The sequence below is a fragment of the Labilibaculum antarcticum genome, from assembly GCF_002356295.1.
In the GTDB taxonomy this organism is placed as follows: domain Bacteria; phylum Bacteroidota; class Bacteroidia; order Bacteroidales; family Marinifilaceae; genus Labilibaculum; species Labilibaculum antarcticum.
On record NZ_AP018042.1, the window covers coordinates 3,058,175 to 3,082,287 of the forward strand.

The window sequence follows — 24,113 nt, forward strand, 5'->3', positions numbered from 1 at the left end:
TAAGACGAATATAAAAATTAAATTACAATGAAAACTTTAGGAAAATTAATAATTGTGCTTGTTGGTTTGTTTGTTTCTGTTCAGGCAATGGCTCAGAGTGGGACAAATCCTTATGAAGGATCGACACATACCTACACTATAGACAAAGGGATGACAAATTCCGATTTAGCTTGGAGTGTTACGAATGGTGCAGCTGGAGATTTTGACTTTATTGATGGATCAGGAAGTGTTACGACAGCTCCTCAGACAGGTACATCGGTAAATATTCGATGGAATGTAGCAAAGGCTACAGCATATAATTTACAGGTTACTGAAACTCGTAATGCAGCTTCGGGATTTACAGGTTGTCCTGTAACTCGTCAAATTCCAGTTACAGTTATTGCAAATGCTTTTGATGTATATGCGGATGTAATTACAGCTACTGAAGCTTGTGCAAGCGTAACCAATCCAGTAGTTGATAACGATACAGCAGGAGATGGTACAGATCTTGGGAATAATTCTGATGATGTATTTGGCCTGACAAGTAGAGAGTTCTTAGTAACAGCTGTTGGCGCAACAGGTGACTGGGATTTCACATACACATTGACACATAAGAGTGCTGGTGTTGATGAGAGTATTGGTGATTTGGCTGTGAAAATTGGAACTACAGATATATCTGCCACTGGACAAACTGTAAGTGTAGGTTCTGGTATAACAACAAATACAATTACCGTTTCTTATACTACAAATGCTGATAGACAAGATGGAGATTTTGATTTTGTGTTGACAATTACAGGAGCTACAGATTCTTTAGGTACTTCTGATGGTGATGTAACAGTAGGTAAGACTAACGGTGCAACATATACTGTTTATGCAGTTCCTGCAACTACAGGCATAACAACGGACTAATAATATTTTGGTTAAGGGATTTATCAATCCCTTAACCATCACTAAAATTCAAAACTATGAAAGCTACAAAGATTTTCATCTTAGCTTGTTTACTTATGATTGGAGGACAGGCTTTCTCACAAAATGGTACAAATCCATTTGTAAATTCAACACACACTTATACAGTTACTCCTGGAGATGCTGGAAATACTCTTGTTTGGTCTGTTTTAATTGCTGATGGTCTAACAGCTGCTGATGCTGGTGATTTTGATATAGTCACTAATGGCAATGCTACTGTTGATATCAAATGGAATAAAGCTAACGATGCTACTATTGTTAACTATGTTGTGCAATTATCTGAAGAATCTGCAAATGGTTGTTTCACTTTACGTCAGTTTCCTGTAACAGTTCAAGCTAATACTTTCTATTTAGCTGCAAGTGAAGATGGGAATGAGTGTCACGATGAAGATGGGAATATAATAGCTTTAGGAGCTTCTTTAGCTACAACTGTTGATTTTACTGTAACCATAGATAATGCGACCTTCCTTTTAAATCTTACAACATGGGAATTTGATTTAGCTTTTGGTTTAGTAGGAACTTATTCTATTAATGAAGTGAAAGTAGGCGGAAATATTGTAACCGCTCCATATAATAGTATTTCTATTGATGGTGGTGTTGAAAATGTAACTGTATCTGTAAAAGTAACAGGTAATGTTCAAACTGCAGAAACAGTGACAATGACAGTGTCGAATGGTAAAGCGATAAAAGGTACCACTGTAAATCTAGATAATGATAGTGGTGATAGAGTTCAAGCTTTAACCATTAATGCATTACCAGGTACTACGGAAATTACAACTGATTAATAATAAATCCTAAAAAATAACATCATGAAAAAAATTAGAAATTTATGTATTGTACTTATAGCTCTTATTGGGCTATCTAGTACCGTTTATGCACAAGGGACTGGAACTGCTCCTTATGTTGGTTCAAATCATCCTTATTCTGTCAGTAATGATACTGACAATACTTATGAATGGTTTGTTACTGCAAACTTTGGAGATCTTGTAGGTAATGTATCTGCAGATGTAGCTACTCTTTCAGCAACTACAGGGAGCTCAATTGATATTACTTGGGGTACTGCATTGGTTGGAACAACTTATTTTGTACACGTTATAGAAACGTCTACTATTACAACTTGTTCAAATCATAAGGTGATGGCCGTAACTCCTATTAATGGATTTAGTCTTGCTATTGCAGCTGTTTCTTCTGGCGATGTTATATTAACTGGCGATGATCTTAAAGATTGTGCTCCAAATGCTATTGTTTCTGGTTATACAGTAGGTACTCAGACTTTTGATTACAACTATGGTGTAAATACTTTTTATTATAAAATTACAGCATCGGGTATTGGAACTAACGGTTGGAGTCCTCAGTTGACTATTGCTGCAACTGATACAGATTCTGATGTAGATAAAACTACTGATACTAAAGTGACTTACACAGCTGAGTGGGCAACTTCAATTGGTGGTACTTATACTGGTGGTTTAACTGTTGATGGTCTTATGAATGACATTACTGTTGATCCTAGTAATCCTTCTATTTGGGTCAAATTAACTGTTGATAATGCTGAAGGACTAGCTGATAATCAAATCTTAATTACATTATTAGACGATGCTAATACATCAGTAGATGAGTTTGGTAATGCGGTTAATATAATTACTGGTACTAATGATGTGAGTACTCAAACTGTTAATGCTAGACCTACAGTAACTGGTATCACAACAGACTAATTTCAATTAATAGTTAAATAAGAACTATTTGAAAACTCAAATACATAAAGGGATTTTATTCATGATTTTCATGATCCTAGCCGTGGCAAATGCCACGGCTCAGGATACTTTTATGCTATTTGAAAAAGCCTCTCACGTATATACTGTCATTGAAACAGATGGTAATATTTATAGCTGGTCGGTATTTGAAATGTCCGATTTGAATAATGAAATATTAGATACTGATATCGTTGAATTCATTAGTGGAAAAGATACATATCAGACTGAAATAAGGTGGAAACAAGCAGGAGAGTACGTGCTTGTTATAGAAGAGGTTGGCTCATGCCAAAATTTAAAAGCCAATAGGGTTATTGTCGTATCTACTGCCACAATAGCCTTTAAAGATTTAACATCAGACGATTGTGCTGACTTAGATCCACAATTTGCTACAGAACTGGTAGCCATATACGATTCAGGTACCGAGTTGCCCGAATCACAATATCCGATTACAGTGATCTATCGTTTAGATGATGCTGTTGATCGAACTGCAATTGTAAATGCAGATAAAATGCTCCAAGTAGAGGGCGTTGAAGAAAATGTAATTACGGAAACAATCAATCATATAACCATAATAAGTGCAACCAATAAGTACGGAGGTACGTTAAAAGTGGTAACTGATCAAGAAGTTCATACTAGAACAATATTTGCTTTACCAGCAAAACCTATTATAACAATAATAAACTAAAAAAACTACATATGAAAAATTTACAACGACTCTTTTTGCTTGCTATTTTTAGCTTTTGCATTCTTGGAAATACGTTTGCTCAATTAACTCCTGATGTGAATCAACCAGGAGTTGTTATTGGTGCAATTCATCAATATGATGTTGACGAGCATGCAGGGAGTACTTATACTTGGTCTGTAGTTGATGTAGACGATAATGCTATTCTTGCATCAGCAACTACTTATCAATTTACTGATGAATCGATTGCTTTTAGCAGAACTATAAAATGGAATATGGATGGTACTTATTATTTAAAAGCCATAGAAACCATAACAGCAACCTCTTGTAGTAACTTTTTTGTTATTCAAGTTGATGTTATTGGAGATTCTTATTCTGTACAATTCGTGTCTACAGTAACTCCTTCTTCAAATAGTATTTATTGTGCTGATGATACTGCATTAGGCTCTCCTGAAATCACCTTAGATGTTAAATTAGGTGCTACGCTACCTGCGGATACATATTATCCAATGAACGTATTTTACTCTTTAGATGGTGGAACTACTGAATTGAGTGCTTCAATTTCTAATACAAATATGTTTAATTTAGGTGCAGTTGATATAGGATCGGACAAAACGGCTCCTAATACAACAGCAGTTACTGTTACATTGTTAAGGATTGTTGATAAAAATGGAGTGATTTTTACACCAGTTGCTGTTGATAAGGAATTTGGTATTACAATTAATCCAATTCCAGGAAAACCAACAATTACAATTTTATAGTATAATAAGATTTAAACTATGAAAAGAATACTCACATTACTAATAATCACCATCGGATTTGTTGGGCTTGCAAAAGCCCAACAGACCCAATCGGTTACCTATGGGGTTTCTAAATCGTATACGGCTAATCCTGCAGCCGGGACTACTGTTGACCACTATGTGTGGCAATTGGTCGATGCTTCAGATGTTTCAGTAAGAGATTTGTCTACCGAAACAGGTGCCACGGTGAGTATTACTTGGGATCTGACGATAGGGACAACTTATCGATTAAAATCTCAGGTTGTTGATGATAATAATTGTAGCAGTGCATTTGTTTATGTCGATGTAACGATTGCTGGAGATGCCTCAATGATGTTTGCAACTGCAACTGATAATATTGAAGACTGTTCTCCTCTTTTGGGAGATACTCCAACACCAAGAAATTTCGAAGTAGTTATTACAGGTGGTGTAGCACCATTTGATATTACCTACAAGTTGACCGATAAAGATGGTGTTGAGTCTACATTAATAGAGACATTTGGTACTGCAGGTGATCCAACTCCTTTAACAGGCATTCTCTCAATTTCTGATTTTGAGAATACGACTGGAGCGAATCAAAGCATAAGTATTGAATTGATTAGTGGAGTAACTGCTGATGGTTCTGCAGTAACTGTTGATTCTGATGTGACTAATAACAATAGAAGTGTGACCATTTACTCAAAACCTGTTATCACCAATCTTACTTTGAACTAAGCTAAATTTTAAAATAGATGTTGAGAACCTTACTACATAAAACACTGCTTACTGCAATGGCCATCCTTTTGGGAGGATGGGCTGTTGTGGCACAGCAGTATGTGGTTAAGGGAACAACACTTAATTTTAAGGTGGATGAAGTTACCGGTTATGAATATCATTGGTCAGTAACGCATACAACAAGTGGTGCGGTAGCTTATCTAACGTCAAAAACATTTGAGTCCGGCGATTACGTATTCGATAATGAAGGTGATTATCAAGTAAAAGTATATCCAGAGGATTTAGGAACACATTGTTTTGGTGATCCTTTAACTACGATGGTTATTGTTGATGGCGCAGCTCCAACAGCTGAGTTCGACGATTTGGAAGTTCCCTATGTTTGTTCTGCAAATAATGGCGGAGATGCAAATGGGAAGGTGAGTTTAACAGTTAATTATACTGGTCCTAAACCATGGACATTTAAAATTTCAGTGGATCGTGCACCTGCGGTTATGCCAGTAGGAGCAGAAGAATTATATACCAATACTTTTGAGTTTGAATTGGAAATTCCGAATACAAGTGGTAAAAGACATCGAGCAGAGATCTTATTGGTTGAAGCGAAGACTTTATCAGGAATAGGAGTAACCGAAGACCTTGCCAATCAAACTTTGGAGGTTGATGTAATGGCCTTGCCAAATACTGTTTTTGGAGATTACGAACCTGTAATTCAGGCAGGAACATTTCAATCTTACACTGCAAGCATTGAGAAAAATGAAAATTACAAACTTTTCATTCCTGATGGAGCATCAGTTTTAAATGAAAAAACAAAGAAACTAAGCGATAAGTACCATAGTGAATTAAGTTTTGATGTTCAATGGGGAAATACGCCGGGAGATTATCAAATAAAATTAATAGAACGTACTGCTTTTGATTGTGCAGGAGATACGATTTATGCAGATGTTACGGTAGTTGAATCTTTCGTAGTTAGTTTGGGTGGTGATATTAGTATCTGTCAAGGAGAGAGTGCAACTCTAAGTCCGACTATCGACTTTGATGGGACTTATACTTACCTATGGTCAGATGGATCAAACGGCTCTTCATTATCCGTAACTGAGACAGGAACGTATTCTGTTACAGCAACTGATTCCGGTACTGGTAAATCATCATCGTCAACAGCGAATGTAACTGTATTAACAGCTCCGATTGTTGATTTGGGAGCCGATTATGAATTGGCCGATGCAGAAACGAAAGTATTGGATGCAGGTAATCCTGGTTTAAGCTATTCTTGGTCTACTGGGGAGATTGGCCAGACAATAAGCGTGAATACTAGCAATACCTACAGTGTTGATGTGACTAATGAAAATGGCTGTGTAGGAACAGATGAAATTATTATAAGCAGCACAAGTGATGTATTTGCCATTAATTTAGGCGAAGACAAAGATATTTGTGATGGTGAAGAGTTGATCTTGAATCCAAATCCAAGTATATCACAGAAATATGCTTACTTATGGTCCAATGGCGCAGGAACATCCACTTTAGCTGTAACTAAATCGGGTACATATTCGGTAACTGTAAGAGATGCTGCCGGTAATGAAAAATCAGATGAGATTGAAGTAATTGTGCATGCCTTACCAATTGTTGATTTAGGGGATGACATTACATTGTTCGATGGAGAAACTACGACTTTAGATGCAGGTAATCCCGGTGCGGCTTACGATTGGAGTACTTTAGAAACGACACAAAAAATTACGGTAAGTGAGGAAAACGTTTATTCTGTTCAGGTGACTGATGTGAGTGGATGTAAAGGGGCTGGAGATGTTAGTGTTTTCACCCGTCAGTTTACTGTTGATTTAGGTGCTGATCCAGCTCCAATTTGTATGGGGGAAATTATCGACGATTTGACTCCAACAATTAAGGGAACAATCAGTGCTGATATAAGTTATGCATGGAAAACTCCAGTGGGAGAAGACCTTAATGAGTCAATTTCAGTAAATGTTGGAGGAGAGTATTGTGTTTCTGTGACTGACAAAAATAGTGGAATTACAGAGACCGATTGTGTGTTTATTACTGTTAATCCTTCTCCTGTTGTTGATTTGGGTGAAGACCGTATTCTACAGGTTGGGGACGAAATAGAGCTGGATGCGGAGAATGAGGGTTCTAACTACAAGTGGGATGGTCCAATAAATAGTATTAAGCCTAATTCTATATCTCAGAAGGTTACTGTTGATCAGATTGGAGAATATAGCGTTTTGGTAACTAGTGAGATCGGATGTGTCGCCAGCGATACGCTTACTATTAGTTCGGGTAGTCAGTATTTTGTTGATTTCCCATCGGCATTTTCACCTAATGAGGATGGTAAAAATGATGAGCTCAAGCTCGTTGGTGATATTGATATGATTGATAATACGAAGAAAATGAGTTTGATTATCTATAATCGTTTAGGTCATAAAGTTTTCAACGTCGATCGTAATATTCCTTGGGATGGAAGATTTAAAGGGCGTAAATTGGATATGGATGTTTATGTGTATTTCTTAAATGTTACATTTAAAGATGGTAGTTCAATGGTAAAACAAGGAAATGTTACACTATTGTACTAATATTGTTGATGAATAAAATGATTTATTACTGTTAAGTTTCATCTTATTAATTATATTTATGCCGAATAATTTATAGAAAAAGTAAATGTGAAAATAAATAGTTAAGCATGGGTAATAGGCAATTATTACCCATTTTTATATTTTTGCATAAGGGTTTTTGTTTTGCTGCATGAAAATTATTGCTAATCAGCTGAAAAACCGGTAAAATTGGATATGAGGAAGAGTTTAATTGTTTTACTGCTGATATCGTTATTCGGAGTCTTTAAAGTCTCCGCTCAGCGTGTGCATTCTTCTCAATTCTATTCTATTCCATTATTGTTAAATCCTGCTCTTACTGGTAATTCTGATTATAACCTTCGTGGAGGGATGAATTATCGAAATCAATGGAACAGTGTAACCACCCCCTTCGTTTCTCAATCGGTATTTGTAGATGGTAAATTGTCGACTCAACTGTTGAGTTCATCCTGGCTTGGTATTGGAGGAATGATCTTTAATGACAAAGCTGGAGATGGTGGATTAAAAACTACGCAGGTCATGTTTGCCGGATCTATAAATAAAAGTCTGAATGCTGGTAATACCTTGTTCTTACATATGGGTCTTGGTTTAGAACTTGTCAATAAATCTGTTGATTTTAGTAAATTAACTTTTGGAGAACAGTGGGAGAATGGCATATATAATCCTTCAGGTGGAAGTGGAGAAGTTTATGAGTCTCAATCTCTGTTTTATACCGATTTCTCTGCTGGTTCAATGGTTACCTATTTTAGAGGGAAGTCAAAATATTTCATGGGAGTTGCAGTTAGTCACATCAATCAGCCAAGGGAATCTTTTTATGGCGAGGATAATGTTATAAATAACCTTAAAAGACGATTTGCCTGGCATGGCGGTGTAGAGTCAAGATTATCTTCAAAATTGTATGTGAAGCCTGAATTAATGTTTACAACAGAGAAAAGTGCAAACGAATGGATTGCCGGAGCTAATTTTATGATGTTGTCTGGAGAAAAAGGAACAATACTGCATTACGGTTTGTGGTATCGTTTTACTCAGGATATTATTCCCACATTTGGATACGAGAAAAATCGAATGAAACTGATGATTAGCTACGATATTAATGTCTCTGATTTACAGGTAGCTTCTTCGAGTAGGGGAGGTCTGGAAATTTCACTTACCTACAATTATAATTATTCAAATCCAAGAGAAATCCGTAAGTTGAAACGTCGTCAGAAAGTTAAAAAATTGGGCGATAAAGCAATCTCTTGTCCTAAATTCTCACACGAAGACTAATGCCAATTAAGAATTATAAATTACGAATTAATAATGTAGTTCTTCCAGTTAAATTATGAAAGGTTAGTTTCAAATAGGATTTGGTCCGATATAGGGTTAAATGTGATCTTTCTTTAGCCTTTTTCCTTTCGCCTTATCCCTTGTTACTTTATCCTTGTCCCTTTACCTTACTTTTTGTTTCCTTTTATCCTTTTATCCTTTTATCCTTTTATCCTTGTTCCTTTCTCCTTGCTCCTTGTCCCTTGTTTTCCTTGTTTTCCTTGTTTCCCTTTGTCCTTGCTCCTTGTTTTCCTTGTTCCTTGTTTCCCTTCCTCCTTGTCCCTTGTTTTCCTTGTTTCCCTTTATCCTTTTTCCTTTTTTCCCTTTTTTCCTTCCTCCTTGTTACTTTATCCTTGTTCCTTGCCCCTTGTTCCTTCCTTTTATTCCTTGGAATTTACATTCGATCTTTTTTAATGTATTCTTTTTTCTTTTTCTCAATAATTTTACCGCCTACAACAATTACAATTTCACCTTTTACCGTTTTCGAGCTGAAGTGAGTGATGAGTTCAGGGAGGGTGCCACGTACGTTTTCTTCGTATAATTTAGTTAGTTCTCTGGATACAGAAGCTCTTCGGTCTGTTCCCATAACTTCAGCAAATTGTTCCAAAGTTTTTACCAAGCGGTGAGGAGATTCGTAAAAAATCATAGTTCTTGTTTCCTCAGCCAGTTCAGCTAATTTCGATTGACGTCCCTTCTTTTGCGGTAAAAATCCTTCGAAGCAGAATTTATCGTTTGGTAAGCCCGAGTTCACTAAAGCAGGCACAAATGCCGTTGCTCCTGGTAAACACTCTATATCTATTCCATTATCAACACAGTGTTTCACTAAAAAATAACCAGGATCCGAAATAGCAGGTGTGCCAGCATCAGAAATTAAGGCAATGGTTTCTCCAGCCTTAATTCGATCAACTATATTATCGGCCGTTTTGTGTTCGTTGAATTTATGATGTGAGTGCAAAGGTTTTGAAATTCCGTAATGCTTCAATAGAAAACCTGATGTTCTTGTGTCTTCAGCAAGAATTAAATCTACTTCTTTTAATATTCGTAAAGCTCTTAGGGTGATATCTTCTAAATTTCCAATTGGTGTTGGAATAAGGTAAAGTTTCGACATGTTTAAAATTTTCTTTTGGTGATTTCGATGAATTGGGCTACGTTTGAATCTTCAAGATCCCATTCTTTTTCTGTTTTTATCCAATTCAGAACAGATTCAAAACTATCTGCTTTATTTACGAAGGAGATCGCAGTATTGTATTCATCGATATTGTTTTCAAATAGCTCGCGGATAAACAAAAAGCGATCGTTAATTCCAATAGCTGACTGAATATCTGCTAATTTCTGTGTAGATCGTTTTTCTCCAATCAATTGAAGTGGTTCTCCTTGAATATTTTGGTTTGGTATTGGCGTTTCTGTTTGTTCTTTTTCTTCAACTTCAGGTTTCTCCGGATTTACAAACTCAATATCCTTTGGTTTTTCAGAAGCTATAGCAACAGGTTTAACTTCTTTTGAAATTGGCTCTGGAGAAGTAAAAATAAGATCAGCATGAATGTTCGATGACAGGCTTTCCTCTTGCTTTACAGAACATTTTTTTTTCAAAATTTCAAAATCCCGACTTAAACCCTGTATCCTCGACTCCAGGAGTTCAATTCCTTCACTCAAATCCGAAGGATTGTTTGAGAAATGTTCCAATAAGCTCTGAATTTCTTCAGTCTTGCTCTTAAGAAGTTGAATGACCAGTTTATTATCCATGACCAGATTTTTTTGAAGTTTAGAATTATACCTTCCTATATACAAAAGTAAAGCTAATTTTTTTCGTATTGATTGCTTGAGAGGATTTTTCACTCAAGCAAAGGTTTTTTTACTTGGGTATTGTTTAAAAGTTTATCAACTCAATAATGCAAGTATGAAAGTGTTTTCCTATTTTTGTCTGTCTCTGTAAAATAACCTAAAGTTTATCACATGTTTCTTGAGAATGACATTAACAGAACTGGCAGAAATGGTTGGATCGAAGTAATAGTCGGGTCTATGTTTTCGGGTAAAACCGAAGAATTGATTCGTCGATTGAATCGGGCAAAAATCGCTCGTCAGAATGTTGAGATATTTAAACCTCATATCGATGTGAGATACTCTGTGGACGAAGTGGTTTCGCATAATTCCAATTCAATTCGATCAACTCCCGTTGAAACATCTGCAAATATATTGTTGCTAGCCAGTAATGTTGATGTTGTGGGTATTGATGAAGCTCAATTTTTTGATGTTGGCTTATCCGAAGTTTGTAACGAATTGGCCAATCAGGGTATTCGTGTTATTGTTGCTGGTTTGGATATGGATTTTAAAGGAAATCCTTTTGGTCCAGTCCCAAGTATAATGGCCACAGCCGAATATGTTACCAAAGTTCATGCAGTTTGTATGCGTTGTGGAAATTTAGCCAACTATTCTCATCGTTTAGCCGAGGCTGAAAAATTAGTGTTGTTGGGCGAAAAGAGTGAATATGAACCGCTTTGCAGAGATTGTTATCAAAAAATTTATCGAACATCCTAAACTAAATAAGTAAGCGTATTATGACCTTTGCACAATTTTATACTATCGAATCGGTAGCTTCTATAACAGGAGGTGTATGTTATGGGAAAGAAAATCTCTCTATTAAAACCCTTTCGATAGACAGCAGGTCATTGCAACTTCCCGGAGAAACACTTTTTTTTGCTTTAGTGGGCGAGCGGCACGATGGTCATTTATACATCAAAGATTTATATAAAAAAGGGGTTCGGGCATTTGTTGTAAACAATTTGGAAAGTGTAGATTCCAAACAGTTTCCTAATGCCGCTTTTGTATTGGTTCCCGATACGCTTCGGGCCTTGCAGAATTTGGCGCAAAATCACCGTAAGAACTTTTTATATCCCGTATTTGGAATTACCGGCAGCAATGGAAAAACCATTACAAAAGAATGGTTGTATCAATTACTCAACGAATCGTATTCTATTGTTCGAAGTCCCAAAAGCTATAATTCTCAGGTTGGGGTTCCAATTTCTGTTTGGCACATGAACAATGAGGTCAATTTGGCCATTTTTGAGGCTGGTATTTCTCAACCTGGAGAAATGGATCAACTCTCAAAAATTATTCAACCTACCTTCGGAATTTTTACTCATTTGGGAGATGCCCATCGGGAGAATTTTAAGAGTGAAGTTCAGAAATTAGAAGAGAAGATAAAATTATTCTCTTCCTGCAATTCCATTGTGTATTGTTCCGATAAGAAACTTGTTGATGAATCGTTAAAGGCTCGATATGGACGGGATAAAGAATTGATATCCTGGTCAAGAAATCATGCAGCCAATCTGAAGATTGTTTCGGAAGAAATAAAAGGGAGTAGAACATTTATTAAAGCTAAATATAAGAAGAAATCAAAAGAGATAAATTTATCTTTTACCGACAAGGCTTCAATTGATAATGCCATAACTTGCTGGCTTTGTTTGTTGAACCTGAATGTTGATGATAAAACCATAAAAGAGGGATTTCTGAAATTGGAACCGGTTGCCATGCGACTGGAAATCAAAGAGGGAATTGGTGATTGCACGCTGATTAATGATTATTACAATTCAGATTTAGATTCGCTCGGTATTGCCTTGGATTTAATGAATCAGCAACAAAACGATAAGAGAAAAACACTTATCTTATCTGATATTTTTCAATCGGGTTACACAAACCGTCAGCTTTACAAGGCGATATCCAAATTGCTGGAGCAGAAGAAAATAAATCGTCTAATTGGTATTGGTGAAGGCATTTCTTCTCAATCGAAACTATTCAAGTGCGATGCTTCTTTTTATGGCTCAACCGATGTGTTTTTGGCCGATTTGAATCGGAATCATTTTAAGGACGAAATTATTTTGATAAAAGGAGCCCGAAATTTCCATTTCGAGAGAATTTCAAATGCTCTTCAATACAAAGCACACCAAACGGTGTTGGAAGTGAATCTGAATGCAATGGTTCATAACCTGAACTATTTCAGGTCCTTGTTAAACCCAGATACCAAGTTGATTGTGATGGTAAAAGCATTTTCTTACGGAAGCGGATCAACCGAAATTGCAAATTTACTGCAACATCATCGGGTTGATTATTTAGCCGTTGCCATCGCCGACGAAGGTGTCGAATTGAGAAATGCAGGAATCACGATTCCAATTATAGTGATGAATCCGGAGTATCACAGTTTTGATACGATGATTGAATATAGCCTGGAGCCTGAAATATATAATCAAGCTATTTGTCTCGAATTTGAGAAGGCATTAAAACGAAATGGAGTAAGAAACTATCCTATCCACATAAAATTGGATACCGGAATGAATCGTTTGGGTTTTGTTCAAAAGGATATGGACACTTTATTGTCTGTGATTGTGAAGAATAATCATTTCTTTATCAGCTCTGTATTTTCTCATCTGGCAGGTGCCGATGAGCAACAGCATAACGATTTTACAGCTCAGCAAATTAATTTATTTACCAAATGGAGCGATCAAATTCTATCGCAATTTCCGTATCATATCGATCGGCATATTTTAAATTCGGCAGGAATTGAACGATTCCCGCAAGCTCAATTTGATATGGTGCGCTTGGGAATTGGTCTTTACGGAATAAGCTGCGTTCATCAGGAAAAATTGATGAATGTGAGCAGCTTAAAAACGGCAATCTCTCAAATTAAAGAAGTTTCGAAAGAGAACACTGTTGGATATGGCCGAAAAGGGCATTTACAGAGCGATGCACGAATAGGGGTAATCCCAATCGGTTATGCCGATGGTTTTAATCGAAAGCTCGGTAATGGCCTTGGAAAGGTTCTGGTGAACGGACAGGCAGCTCCTGTTGTTGGCAATATTTGCATGGATATGAGTATGATCGATCTCACAAATACCGATGCAAAAGAGGGAGATTTGGTTCAGATTTTTGGCGACGATTACCCGGTAAGCATTCTGGCTGAACAATTGGATACTATTCCTTACGAAATTCTCACCACCATTTCCCGACGGGTGAAACGCGTTTATTTTCAGGGGTAGAAATACCTGGGTGTTCTCCTCGTTCCTCGTGGCGGGCTTTCCATACATCTTGAAGATGCGATATTATTATTATAGAATTAAAAGTTAAACCATGGAGTGTTGACATTCAGTCCGGAGATCGGGACCCGTATAGTGAAGAGGGCGTCAAGAACAAAAAGCTGTTTGAGCAAAGCGAGTTCTTTTTGTTTAGCAATCGAACTGATAACGGGTGATTGAGGACGAGGTCAATGATTTTTTGTCTACTTTTTTATCCAAGAAAAAAGTAGAAGCCGGTCCGGCTAGAGGACAAAATAGATTTAGAATAACAGTTTAAAAAGGATTTGTCCATGGTCAATAAAGATAATTTGACTATTTGGGTGTTCCCCTCGTTCCTCGTGGCGGGCTTTTCACTTCTACTCCTCGCTCATACTTCGCTGTGGGGTATCTGTTTCAATCCCTAACACACATGTTTCAAATATTTGCTCACCTATTGTTGCCTCAGCTAATCAATATTGCAAAGAAAAAGCCATCCCTAACGAGATGGCTTTCTATATTTCCGGGTTTAAGATCTTATCCTAGTTTACTCACACGGTCTAATCTTACCTTATCTAAAATTTTAATTTTTCGACCATCAATTGAAATTACACCTTCACTCGCAAAAGTGGAAAGGGTACGAATTGCATTCGAAGTAGTCATATTCGATAGGTTCGCAATATCTTCTCTCGAAAGATAAACTTTAATGGTTGCTTCATCATCTTCAAAACCATAAGTGTCACGAAGAAATAGTAACGACTCCGCTAATCTTCCACGAATGTGTTTCTGAGTAAGGGTGATGGTTCTATTGTTCGAAAATCCTAATTCGGTAGATAATGAACGAATAATGCACAAAGAAAGATCCGAATTGGTTTTGATAAATTTCAACATCAATTCGTAGCTAACTGTACAGGTTACAGAATCTTCAATTGCGACCGCCGAAGCAATATTGTTTTCTTCTGCAAAAAGAGCACGATATCCAATAAAGCCAATAGGTTTTGCCATTCGAACAATTTGCTCGCGACCGCCTACACCTTCCTTAAAGATCTTCACTTTTCCATCGGACAGACAAACAAGACCTACTGGTCTTTCACCCTCTTTGTAAATGTATTCACCTTTCTTAAAAAAAGAGCAGGTAATGTTCTCCATCAACTCTTCTTTTTCAGAAGGTGTAAGAACATTAAACACAGAACTTGGATTGTTAATTACTTCCCCACAAATAATCTCTCTAGATTTTCTATCATTCTCAATCATACACAAAGTGGAATATGGATTTACAAATACGTTTCATGTTTTAAAACACTCCAAAAGTATATAAATGAAATGAAATGAAAAAATGAATGCGGAAATAATTCATTATTTAGGTGATGTTCGACAACATGCTCTTACGTAGGTGTTTATACCCATCTGTTAGTGTTTTGCTACTAAGGGGATTTTTCTGCCAAAGCCAAAAGCCTTCGATGAAACGCGTAAGATAGGCGGGGTCTGGAATCTTTTGTACTCATTCATATTGACTAATCGTATCGCTTTTTGAACCGTTGCTCTTTCGAACCCATCTTGAATAATTTCTTCCGAAGACATATTTTTTTCTATATATCGGAATAAAATGCCGTCTAACACATCGTAATCTGGTAAGGAATCCGAATCCTTTTGATCAGGACGTAATTCTGCTGATGGTGGCTTTACAATTGAGTTTTCAGGAATTACTTCTTTATCTTTATTTATGAACCAAGCCAATTTGAAAACATCTGTTTTGTAAACATCACCTAGTACCGATAAACCACCATTCATGTCGCCATACAAAGTTCCGTATCCTACGGCCGATTCGCTTTTATTTGATGTGTTTAAAAGGATATGTCCAAATTTATTCGATAAGCCCATAACCAGTGCACCTCTTACACGGGCCTGTATGTTTTCTTCAGCTACATTAAACGGAAGATCCCCAAATATTGGGCCTAAGGATTTTTGAAACTCCTGAAAAATATTCTGAATAGGAACAATATCGTATTGAATGCCTAAATTCTCAGCCAAATCTACCGCATCCTTTATGGAATGGTCCGAAGAGAATTCAGAAGGCATCAGGAGAACCCGTACATTCTCTTTTCCAAGTGCTCTTTCTGCCAAAACCACGGTTACTGCCGAATCAATTCCGCCCGAAAGACCCAGTGTTGTTTTGGTGAATCCCATTTTACCGAAATAATCTTTCAGACCTAAAACCAAAGCATCATGAATTTTTTCGATATAATCTACATTTCTTGCTTTTGCTTTCTGCGTTTCAATTTCCTCAAGATCTACAATCTGATAGTCTTCCTCGAAATAATTTAACCTTTTGGCTACTTCTCCTTTCGAATTCATCACCAAAGAGTCTCCATCAAAAATTAATTCGGTATGTGCGCCAATCTGGTTTACGTAAAAAATAGGAATTGCATATCTTTTCGAAGTTGCCTTTAATATATTGGTCCGTAAATTCTGCTGATTATAGGAAAATGGCGATGCTGCAATGTTTACAACAAAATCAGGATTGAGTTTGCTTAGCTTTTCCATGGGTGAGATGGTGTACAATTCTGATTTGGAAAAATTGTTGTCCATAGGCTGTTTTTCCCATAAATCTTCACAAATGGTAATTGCAATTTTTTTTCCTTTCAACTCAACCAAAGAGAATTCAGTATTGGGTTCAAAATATCGGTACTCATCAAAAATGTCGTAATTAGGCAATAAAGTCTTATTATGAATGCTCTCAATTTTTCCGTTGGATATGAAATAAGCCGAATTGTATAAATTTTTTCCTTTGGGATTTGGATTTACTGATGGTCCTCCAACCACGGCAGAAATATCAATACAATGCTCAGCAACTTTTTCCATCGCTGATCTTGATTTCTCAACAAACTCTTTGCGTTCCAGCAAGTCTTTTGGTGGATAACCACAAATGGCCAACTCCGAAAATATTATTAAATCCACGCCGTTTTTGCGTGATTTTTTGATTGTGGTAATAATTTTTTCGGTGTTGCTCTCGAAATTACCAATATGATAGTTTAATTGGGCTAATGCTATTTTCATACTTAAAGGATATGAGTCCCGAAATCTTCGGGCTGAGAAGTAAGATGATTTAATCTAGAGTCTCATTTTTTTTAATTGTTTCTAAAGCTGTTTTGTTTTTTCAACTTGAGCAAATTTAGTGATAAAAATATGGAATAGGTATTCCTTCTATCGGCAAAAACGAAACAATGGCAAATTAATTAGTCCATAATATTTGTCAAGCCATTATAAGGAAAAACCGATTTTAGAACAGGGCTTAACTTATTTTTAATATTTTTGAGAAACACAAGTACAGTTACCACCTAATATTATTAATAAGAATGCAGTTGAACCATTATAGAAATGTAAATAAGAGTCTTTTAATCTTGTTGATTGGTTTTCTTTTTTCATGTAACTCAGGACCCAAAAGACCTGATGTTTCTGATATTGATGTGAAAGTGAAAATTCAAAGATTCGATCAAGAACTTTTCTCGATAAAAACAAATTCCGATTTAAAATTGGTAAGACAGCGATATGCTGAAGTTTTACCTTTGTACAGTAACAAAGTGATAGGTTTGGGTGATTCGAATGATCCTAACTATATGGAATATTTGAATCAATTTTTGTCCGATTCAACAATGAGGGAGGTTGCCGATAGCGTTGCGAAAAAATTTCCGACTCTAAATAAAGTAGAGAAGGAGCTGGAAATGGCGTTAAAACACTTGAAATACTATTTTCCCGAAAAACGGATTCCTGATTGTTACTCTCAGATTTCTGGTTTTAATCAGTCGATTGTTGTTGCTCAAAATATTGTTGGAATAAGTTTGGATAAGTATTTAGGGAAAGACTGTGCCTTTTACTCCTATTTGGGAACACCGATGTATGCCCGTGGAAATATGATCCCTGAAAGAATTGCTCAGGATGTTATTCTTGCATATGCTTTAACGGAATTTCCTTTTCAGGCCCATAAAGATGATTTGATCAGTAATATGATTTATCAGGGAAAGGTAAGATACTTTGTACAGGCTATGATGCCGGACAAGTCTGAGGCTGATGTGATGAAATATTCGCAGGAAGAATTGGATTGGTGTGAGGTGAATGCTGAATTAATGTGGGGATACATTATCGAACAAAAGCATTTGTTCACTACTGATTACCGCACCGTAATTAAGTATATAAATGATGGACCCTTTACGCCGGGAATGCCACAGGAATCACCTTCCAGAACAGGTATTTGGATTGGATGGCAGATTGTGAAAGAATATATGGCAAAACACCCGAAATATAGTATTAATCAATTGATGCTTGAAAATGATTATGCTACGCTTTTGCGGGAATCTGCTTATCAGCCTTAAAAACAATAGAAATGAAATGTCCATAATTGAATAATTATTCACTCAGACATGAGTATGATTATTAAGTCAAGGTGAGTTCCATCTAACAACTGCATGAAAATTAGATATAGATGAAAATAGCATTGATTCAGTTTGCGCCTGTTTTTGGTGATGTAAAATCAACGATAGAATCCTTAAAAGAGTTGTTTTATAAAGCAAGAGAAGCTGATTTAGTCGTTTTGCCTGAATTGGCCAATACCGGTTATAATTTTGAATCAAAGGAGCAAGCTCTTGCAGTATCGGAAACTGTAAAAGAGAGTATTTTTATTGATTTTATTACAGAATCATGCTTACAGTACAATTTTACCCTTGCCACCGGATTTTCAGAGAAGGAAGGTGATAAATTGTACAATTCGGCCATCTTAGTGAATAAAACAGGAGTCATCGGAACTTATCGAAAACTTCATTTGTTCATGAACGAGAAAAATATTTTTGAGAAAGGGAATTTAGCTCTGTCTGTTTTTATGCTTGATGGTGTTAAAATAGGACTGTTGGTTTGTTTCGACTGGATGTTTCCCGAAGTTTGGCGTAAATTAGCTTTGCAGGGAGTCGATTTAATTCTTCATCCTTCAAATTTGGTGTTGCCTTATGCTCAATCCGTAATACCTTCTTATGCGCTGGTAAACAGGATTTATATTGCTACGGCAAATCGTTTTGGAACGGAAAAGGAGCTTTCTTTTACAGGACAATCTGTTATTGTGAATCCGAAAGGAGAGGTTTTGGCAAAAGCAGGTAGGTTGGAGGAGATCTTATTTGCAGATATAGATCCTGAATTATCTAGAAATAAGATGATTACCCCAATGAATGACATTTTTAAAGATAGAAGAACGGATATTTATGAATAAGAATATAAGATGAGTGAGCTAAAACAAAATATTGAACAAGAGAAAGGACGAATCCGAAAGGAGATGCGGGCCATAAAGCAAAATTATTCTTTCGAACAGAAAAAAGAATTAAGCTTGTCTATTCTGAAAAGTCTGGAACAACTGCCCGAATTTATTCAAGCCAAAACGGTGATGTTGTATTGGTCTATTAAGGATGAGGTTCATACTCACGATTTTATTTGTAAATGGGCAAAAGAAAAAAGAGTGATTCTACCCTGTGTGATTGGGGAAACTCTGGATTTGAAAGTTTTTGAAGGGATAGATAATATGGTAAAAGGTGAAAATTATGGAATTCCAGAGCCTAAAGGACCCGTTTTTATGAAAGAGGACGAAATTGATCTGATTCTTGTGCCGGGAATTGCTTTTGACAGTGAAAAGAATCGAATGGGTAGAGGAAAAGCGTATTACGATAGGTTGTTACAATCGCTAAGTGCTTTTAAGGTTGGTATTTGTTTCGATTTTCAAGTATTGGATCATGTGCCAATTGATGAACATGATATTAAAATGGATGAAATCGTATTTCATTAAAAAAGCCAGTGAGTATCTCACTGGCTTTTTTAATATCGTTAAATTACGATTATTCTGCGTGAATAGCTTCAACAGGACAAGCGTCAACGCAAGTACCACAATCAGTACAAAGATCAGCGTCAATTACATAATGCTCATCACCCATTGAAATTGCCTCAACAGGACATTCTCCTTCACAAGAACCGCAAGAAATACAGTCGTCGTTAATTACGTAAGCCATTTTATTTATTTTTTAGTGTTAATACTAGCACAAATGTACTATCATATTTCGAATGGAGAAATAATTTCACCTAGAATTATATTATTTTGAAACAGATTAAATAATGAAAAGGGAGCGTTACTAAACATGCAATGTGATTTTGAGGTAGAAATAGCGAGAATTATCCTGGCTAATTGCTAATTTTAGTGCGTTACAGCAACTATCTATTTAAATATGAGATAGCCAACCATGCCATTGTACTCATTGATGTATGTAAAGAATCATCATTTGCCTCAAAAGTTGAAGTATGTAACGAGCCATCTTTTCCTGATTGTACTCCAAAACGATAAAAGGTAGCTGGATATTTTTGCGAATAGAAGCCAAAATCTTCTGTAGTCATTCTAATGTCCATATTCACAACTTTGTCTTCACCTAATAAATCTGCGGCATTTGTTTTGGCTTCATGGGTAATCTCCTCGTTGTTGACTAAAAAAGGATAACCATGACGTATGTCAACTTCACATTCAGCTCCCATTCCTGCAGCAGTAGATTTTGCAATGTCCGTAATTAATTGCTTGGCCTTAGCTCTCCATTCTTCATTCATGGTGCGGAATGTACCTTCAATTTTCACTTCGTCGGGAATAATATTTGTAGCTCCATTGGCAATCATTTTACCAAAAGACAGTACTGTTGGTATTCTTGCATCGCAATGTCGGCTAACAATTTGCTGCAATGCGACAATAATATGCGAGGCAATAAGAACCGTATCTGTGCATTTGTGTGGCATCGCTGCGTGCCCGCCTTTGCCTTTTACTGTCAGATATATTTCATCACCCGAGGCCATGTACATACCAGATCTAAATCCAACAGTTCCTGCAGGCATATCTGGCAAAACGTGCTGGCCAAGTATCCATTCCGGTTCTGGTTGCAGAGCACCTTCCTCCATCATTAATTTTGCACCACCTGGTAGTAATTCTTCTCCAGGCTGAAAAATTAATAAAATAGTGCCTTCCCACTCGTTTTTGAACTCGGATAATATTTTAGCAGTTCCCAATAAACTGGCCATGTGCATATCGTGCCCGCAAGCATGCATTACGCCATTATTTGTAGAGCAGTATTTGTTATCCGGATTTTCGTTAATTGGCAAGGCATCCATATCGGAACGAAGTGCAATTACTTTTTTATTCGGATTTTTGCCTTCAATTTTTCCGACGATACCCGTTTTTACAAAGCCCGATTTGTAAGGGATTCCTAATTTATTCAAATATTCCTGAATGAATTTTGATGTTTCAAATTCCTGGAAAGAAAGCTCTGGATTGGCATGTAAATGAGCTCTGATTTGCTTTGTTTCAGCAGTAATTTGTTTCGAAAATGTTAGTATTTTGGTTTTTAGATTAGTCATTGTGGTTAATCGTTTATTTGTTGCAAATCATTTGTATAGTAACAATTATATCAATAATACTAATGATTTTTTTGTTTCGCTAATTAATAATGGAAGTGATATTTCATATTTGTTACACTTTTTGATCGTATCAGTACAAATCTAGTAAATACTTACTACAGATAGAAAGTTAAGTAACTTGCAGATGGATTAATTTCAAATAAATAAAAATTGGTTTGGTTTTTGTTTCTGAACTAAAAGGTAATTGTGCTCATTTGTTATTTATTATAGTAAAATGTAAAATCGAAACTATGGTGTGATTGAATGCATAAAATAGCTTAACAACTATTTAACGATATTTAGGTTTTCTTTTCGCGAAAATTATTTAATTTTGTATGCTAAGCTAGTTTTTGACGGATTTTCTAAACTCTTTAACTTGTTTGCCGTAATAAACAAAGTCACTGTAATTAAAATAATTAATTGTTATGAGTAGAAAAATATTTTATTTGTTGGTTGTTGCTATTTTAGGAAGCACATTATTAGTAAGTGCTCAAGATACAAAACCAGTAATGAAATTTGATTCAAAGGAGTACGATTTCAAAACTTTTAAGGAGGAAGCTGGGTTGACATCTCATTCGTTCGAATTTATTAACACAGGAAACCAACCGGTTATTATTAATCAGGTAAGATCTTCCTGCGGATGTACTTCTCCAGAGTGGAGTAAACAACCAATTGCTCCAGGGCAAAAAGGCTATGTTAAAGCAACTTTTGACCCTAAGAATCGTCCGGGCCCATTCAATAAATCCATAACTATTACTGCAAATACAAATCCGGCAATTACAATCTTAAGAATTAAAGGCGATGTTACTGCGAGAGTAAAAACTGTAGCCGATTTGTATCCACGGGAAATGAGTGGATTGCGATTGCAGAACAATCATCTTTCTTTTACTAAGGTGAAAAATACTGATGTGAAAGAAGCAACAATGGATGTTTATAATGATAGTGAAGAGCCAATAAGTATTGGGTTTAAAAGAGTGCCTGCTCATTTATCGTTAAAAATGGTTCCTGAAAGTTTGCAGCCAAAGCAAAAAGGTCAGATTGTTGCAACATATGATGCCAGTAAGAAAAATGACTGGGGATTTGTTATTGATTATTTAGATGTTTTAATCAATCAAGAATATAAATCAGGTAATCGATTAACCGTGAGCGCTAATTTGGTTGAGGATTTTTCAAGTTTATCGAAAACTGAATTGTCAAATTCTCCCAAAGTTGAGTTTGAAAAAGATGTGTTTGATTTTGGCGAATTAACGCAAGGTGAAAAAGCAGAATATACTTTTACAATGAAGAACTTGGGTAAATCTGATTTGATTATCCGAAAAACAAAAGCTTCTTGCGGATGTACTGCTATTGCTCCAAGCACCAATATTATTAAAGCTGGTGAGGTATCGGAAATTAAAGTGGTATTTAATTCCAGAGGAAAAAGAGGTCGTCAAAACAAAATGATCACAGTGATCACTAATGATCCTGTTGATTCTGAAGTTAAACTTCGCGTTTCTGGAAATGTAGTGATGCCTAAAACGAATTAAGAAAGAGACTTAAATTGATATATGAAAGGCTTTTCCGCAAGGGAAAGCCTTTTTTGTTGTTCACAAACATATACACTTTTCATGACCTTTACTGAGTCAGTATCTGCTAAATTTATAACTTCGCATACAGTAACGTAAGAAATTTCTTGTCATGTCAGATAAAAATAATAGAGATCATATCGAAAATGCGCCTGATTATAAGGCGCTGAAAGTAAATAAAGGTATAAGTAGGCCACCATCTATCAATCCGAGGATAGCGGATAGGCTTAAAGATAATAAGCGTAGAGAATATTCCGTTGAAGGGTATGTGCAGGGAATATTAGATGGAAATATTGGCATCTTAAGTCAGGCAATAACTCTGATCGAAAGTTCTAAGCATGATCATCAATTGGTTGCTCAGGAGATTATTGAAAAATGTTTGCCGTTTTCTGGGAAATCGGTTAGAATTGGGGTGACAGGTGTTCCTGGAGCAGGTAAAAGCACCTTTATAGAGGCATTTGGAAAGCATGTAACAGGGCACGGACATAAATTAGCTGTGCTGGCAATCGATCCAAGTAGTGAAAGAAGTAAGGGGAGTATTTTGGGTGATAAAACCCGAATGGAGGAGTTGGCGGTTGATCCTAAAGCTTATATACGCCCCTCACCTTCGGCAGGATCCTTAGGTGGAGTTGCCCGTAAAACACGCGAAAGCTTAATTTTATGTGAAGCCGCAGGTTTTGATACTATCTTGATAGAAACAGTTGGTGTGGGGCAATCGGAAACTGCCGTACATTCCATGGTTGATTTCTTTTTGCTAATTAAAATTGCCGGAGCGGGTGATGAATTGCAGGGAATTAAAAGAGGTATCATGGAAATGGCCGATGCAATTAGCATTAATAAAGCGGACGGGAATAATATTCATACCGCACAACTGGCCAGAGTTCAGTTCGAAAATGCTTTGCATTTGTTCCCCGAGTCGCCATCGGGATGGATTCCTAAAGTGCTGACTTGTTCATCAATCGAGAAAACAGGTATTGACACTATTTGGGATAATATCATAGAATATTGCAGTCACACAAAGCAAAACGGATATTTTAATCAGCGAAGAAGTGAGCAAGCCAAGTATTGGATGTATGAAACGATTAACGAACAATTACGCGATCGGTTTTATCATTTAGATGTAATAAAAGGAAAGATTCCAGATTATGAAAAGAAAGTCTTGAATGACGAAATGAGTTCTTTTGTTGCAGCACACAAACTGCTGGGTGCTTATTTTAGCGACGTGAAAAGTAAAGAGTAAGGAATTCTGTTCATCGAAAAACTTTTCTTTTCATTGTT

21 protein-coding genes are annotated in these 24,113 nt (G+C 36.4%); 15 read left to right on the plus strand and 6 right to left on the minus strand.

The window, feature by feature from the left end; genetic code table 11:
* Nucleotides 1–27: 27 nt before the first annotated feature.
* The 8 genes from ALGA_RS12060 to ALGA_RS12095 all read left to right on the plus strand — a co-directional run bounded on the left by ALGA_RS12060 (nt 28) and on the right by ALGA_RS12095 (nt 8,728).
* Entirely contained in the window at nt 28–888 is an 861-nt protein-coding gene (locus ALGA_RS12060) for a hypothetical protein (RefSeq protein WP_096429532.1), read from the plus strand.
* Between the two features lie 56 nt (nt 889–944).
* Nucleotides 945–1,730, plus strand: coding sequence for a hypothetical protein (locus tag ALGA_RS12065; RefSeq protein ID WP_096429533.1), 786 nt, complete (start codon nt 945–947; stop codon nt 1,728–1,730).
* Between the two features lie 24 nt (nt 1,731–1,754).
* On the plus strand, nt 1,755–2,657 hold the full coding sequence (locus ALGA_RS12070) for a hypothetical protein (protein ID WP_096429534.1): 903 nt from the start codon (nt 1,755–1,757) through the stop codon (nt 2,655–2,657).
* 28 nt (nt 2,658–2,685) lie between these two features.
* Nucleotides 2,686–3,381, plus strand: a complete 696-nt coding sequence (locus tag ALGA_RS12075; RefSeq protein ID WP_145957622.1) for a hypothetical protein — start codon at nt 2,686–2,688, stop codon at nt 3,379–3,381.
* Nucleotides 3,382–3,392: 11 nt separating this feature from the next.
* Nucleotides 3,393–4,139 carry a hypothetical protein gene (locus ALGA_RS12080; protein WP_096429536.1) on the plus strand — a complete coding sequence of 249 codons (747 nt, stop codon included), beginning with the start codon at nt 3,393–3,395 and terminating at the stop codon, nt 4,137–4,139.
* An 18-nt stretch (nt 4,140–4,157) separates the two neighbouring features.
* Nucleotides 4,158–4,871, plus strand: coding sequence for a hypothetical protein (locus ALGA_RS12085; RefSeq protein ID WP_096429537.1), 714 nt, complete (start codon nt 4,158–4,160; stop codon nt 4,869–4,871).
* Nucleotides 4,872–4,888: 17 nt separating this feature from the next.
* Nucleotides 4,889–7,447 (plus strand): T9SS type B sorting domain-containing protein, encoded by a 2,559-nt coding sequence (locus ALGA_RS12090; RefSeq protein WP_096429538.1) that lies wholly within the window; start codon nt 4,889–4,891, stop codon nt 7,445–7,447.
* A 213-nt stretch (nt 7,448–7,660) separates the two neighbouring features.
* A complete protein-coding gene (locus tag ALGA_RS12095) occupies nt 7,661–8,728 on the plus strand; it encodes a PorP/SprF family type IX secretion system membrane protein (RefSeq protein ID WP_096429539.1) in 1,068 nt (355 codons plus the stop codon).
* Between the two features lie 433 nt (nt 8,729–9,161).
* Here ALGA_RS12095 and rsmI read toward each other — a convergent pair whose 3' ends face one another.
* Together rsmI and ALGA_RS12105 are read right to left on the minus strand one after the other, a co-directional pair.
* Nucleotides 9,162–9,875 (minus strand): 16S rRNA (cytidine(1402)-2'-O)-methyltransferase, encoded by a 714-nt coding sequence (gene rsmI / locus ALGA_RS12100; RefSeq protein WP_096429540.1) that lies wholly within the window; start codon nt 9,873–9,875, stop codon nt 9,162–9,164.
* Between the two features lie 2 nt (nt 9,876–9,877).
* Nucleotides 9,878–10,510: a hypothetical protein gene (locus ALGA_RS12105; protein ID WP_096429541.1), complete on the minus strand. Its 633-nt coding sequence runs from the start codon at nt 10,508–10,510 to the stop codon at nt 9,878–9,880.
* 210 nt (nt 10,511–10,720) lie between these two features.
* On the opposite strand from ALGA_RS12105, the gene ALGA_RS12110 reads away from it, so the two are divergent.
* On the plus strand, nt 10,721–11,302 hold the full coding sequence (locus tag ALGA_RS12110) for a thymidine kinase (RefSeq protein WP_096429542.1): 582 nt from the start codon (nt 10,721–10,723) through the stop codon (nt 11,300–11,302).
* 20 nt (nt 11,303–11,322) lie between these two features.
* Nucleotides 11,323–13,797, plus strand: coding sequence for a bifunctional UDP-N-acetylmuramoyl-tripeptide:D-alanyl-D-alanine ligase/alanine racemase (locus tag ALGA_RS12115; protein WP_096429543.1), 2,475 nt, complete (start codon nt 11,323–11,325; stop codon nt 13,795–13,797).
* 549 nt (nt 13,798–14,346) lie between these two features.
* On the opposite strand, the gene ALGA_RS12120 is transcribed toward ALGA_RS12115, so the two are convergent.
* Nucleotides 14,347–15,063, minus strand: coding sequence for a Crp/Fnr family transcriptional regulator (locus ALGA_RS12120; protein WP_096429544.1), 717 nt, complete (start codon nt 15,061–15,063; stop codon nt 14,347–14,349).
* Between the two features lie 156 nt (nt 15,064–15,219).
* On the minus strand, nt 15,220–16,866 hold the full coding sequence (locus ALGA_RS12125; RefSeq protein WP_096429545.1) for an NAD+ synthase: 1,647 nt from the start codon (nt 16,864–16,866) through the stop codon (nt 15,220–15,222).
* 299 nt (nt 16,867–17,165) lie between these two features.
* On the opposite strand from ALGA_RS12125, the gene gldB reads away from it, so the two are divergent.
* From gldB to ALGA_RS12140, 3 genes are all read left to right on the plus strand, one after another.
* Nucleotides 17,166–18,179: a gliding motility lipoprotein GldB gene (gene gldB / locus ALGA_RS12130; RefSeq protein ID WP_096429546.1), complete on the plus strand. Its 1,014-nt coding sequence runs from the start codon at nt 17,166–17,168 to the stop codon at nt 18,177–18,179.
* A 110-nt stretch (nt 18,180–18,289) separates the two neighbouring features.
* A complete protein-coding gene (locus ALGA_RS12135; RefSeq protein WP_096429547.1) occupies nt 18,290–19,063 on the plus strand; it encodes a nitrilase-related carbon-nitrogen hydrolase in 774 nt (257 codons plus the stop codon).
* A 9-nt stretch (nt 19,064–19,072) separates the two neighbouring features.
* Nucleotides 19,073–19,630, plus strand: coding sequence for a 5-formyltetrahydrofolate cyclo-ligase (locus ALGA_RS12140; protein ID WP_096429548.1), 558 nt, complete (start codon nt 19,073–19,075; stop codon nt 19,628–19,630).
* A gap of 49 nt (nt 19,631–19,679) precedes the next feature.
* Here the strand turns inward: ALGA_RS12140 and ALGA_RS12145 are convergent, their stop codons facing one another.
* Nucleotides 19,680–19,850, minus strand: coding sequence for a DUF362 domain-containing protein (locus ALGA_RS12145; protein WP_096429549.1), 171 nt, complete (start codon nt 19,848–19,850; stop codon nt 19,680–19,682).
* 199 nt (nt 19,851–20,049) lie between these two features.
* The gene (locus ALGA_RS12150; RefSeq protein ID WP_096429550.1) at nt 20,050–21,231 is read right to left on the minus strand and encodes a M20 metallopeptidase family protein; all 1,182 of its coding nucleotides are present in this window, start codon (nt 21,229–21,231) and stop codon (nt 20,050–20,052) included.
* Nucleotides 21,232–21,695: 464 nt separating this feature from the next.
* Here ALGA_RS12150 and ALGA_RS12155 point away from each other — a divergent pair, with 464 nt between their 5' ends.
* Both ALGA_RS12155 and meaB read left to right on the plus strand, forming a co-directional pair.
* Complete coding sequence (locus ALGA_RS12155; protein ID WP_096429551.1) at nt 21,696–22,796, plus strand: DUF1573 domain-containing protein; 1,101 nt, start codon at nt 21,696–21,698, stop codon at nt 22,794–22,796.
* 151 nt (nt 22,797–22,947) lie between these two features.
* Nucleotides 22,948–24,075, plus strand: a complete 1,128-nt coding sequence (gene meaB / locus ALGA_RS12160) for a methylmalonyl Co-A mutase-associated GTPase MeaB (protein WP_096429552.1) — start codon at nt 22,948–22,950, stop codon at nt 24,073–24,075.
* Nucleotides 24,076–24,113: the final 38 nt, after the last annotated feature.

Coding starts and splice junctions, on each gene's coding strand:
- ALGA_RS12150 (WP_096429550.1), bottom strand. CDS start 21,231: ATGACTAATCTAAAAACCAAAATACTAACATTTTCGAAACAAATTACT.
- ALGA_RS12095 (WP_096429539.1), top strand. CDS start 7,661: ATGAGGAAGAGTTTAATTGTTTTACTGCTGATATCGTTATTCGGAGTC.
- rsmI (WP_096429540.1), bottom strand. CDS start 9,875: ATGTCGAAACTTTACCTTATTCCAACACCAATTGGAAATTTAGAAGAT.
- ALGA_RS12090 (WP_096429538.1), top strand. CDS start 4,889: ATGTTGAGAACCTTACTACATAAAACACTGCTTACTGCAATGGCCATC.
- ALGA_RS12125 (WP_096429545.1), bottom strand. CDS start 16,866: ATGAAAATAGCATTAGCCCAATTAAACTATCATATTGGTAATTTCGAG.
- ALGA_RS12080 (WP_096429536.1), top strand. CDS start 3,393: ATGAAAAATTTACAACGACTCTTTTTGCTTGCTATTTTTAGCTTTTGC.
- ALGA_RS12155 (WP_096429551.1), top strand. CDS start 21,696: ATGAGTAGAAAAATATTTTATTTGTTGGTTGTTGCTATTTTAGGAAGC.
- ALGA_RS12085 (WP_096429537.1), top strand. CDS start 4,158: ATGAAAAGAATACTCACATTACTAATAATCACCATCGGATTTGTTGGG.
- ALGA_RS12065 (WP_096429533.1), top strand. CDS start 945: ATGAAAGCTACAAAGATTTTCATCTTAGCTTGTTTACTTATGATTGGA.
- ALGA_RS12135 (WP_096429547.1), top strand. CDS start 18,290: ATGAAAATAGCATTGATTCAGTTTGCGCCTGTTTTTGGTGATGTAAAA.
- ALGA_RS12110 (WP_096429542.1), top strand. CDS start 10,721: ATGTTTCTTGAGAATGACATTAACAGAACTGGCAGAAATGGTTGGATC.
- ALGA_RS12115 (WP_096429543.1), top strand. CDS start 11,323: ATGACCTTTGCACAATTTTATACTATCGAATCGGTAGCTTCTATAACA.
- meaB (WP_096429552.1), top strand. CDS start 22,948: ATGTCAGATAAAAATAATAGAGATCATATCGAAAATGCGCCTGATTAT.
- ALGA_RS12060 (WP_096429532.1), top strand. CDS start 28: ATGAAAACTTTAGGAAAATTAATAATTGTGCTTGTTGGTTTGTTTGTT.
- ALGA_RS12140 (WP_096429548.1), top strand. CDS start 19,073: ATGAGTGAGCTAAAACAAAATATTGAACAAGAGAAAGGACGAATCCGA.
- ALGA_RS12070 (WP_096429534.1), top strand. CDS start 1,755: ATGAAAAAAATTAGAAATTTATGTATTGTACTTATAGCTCTTATTGGG.
- ALGA_RS12120 (WP_096429544.1), bottom strand. CDS start 15,063: ATGATTGAGAATGATAGAAAATCTAGAGAGATTATTTGTGGGGAAGTA.
- gldB (WP_096429546.1), top strand. CDS start 17,166: ATGCAGTTGAACCATTATAGAAATGTAAATAAGAGTCTTTTAATCTTG.
- ALGA_RS12145 (WP_096429549.1), bottom strand. CDS start 19,850: ATGGCTTACGTAATTAACGACGACTGTATTTCTTGCGGTTCTTGTGAA.
- ALGA_RS12105 (WP_096429541.1), bottom strand. CDS start 10,510: ATGGATAATAAACTGGTCATTCAACTTCTTAAGAGCAAGACTGAAGAA.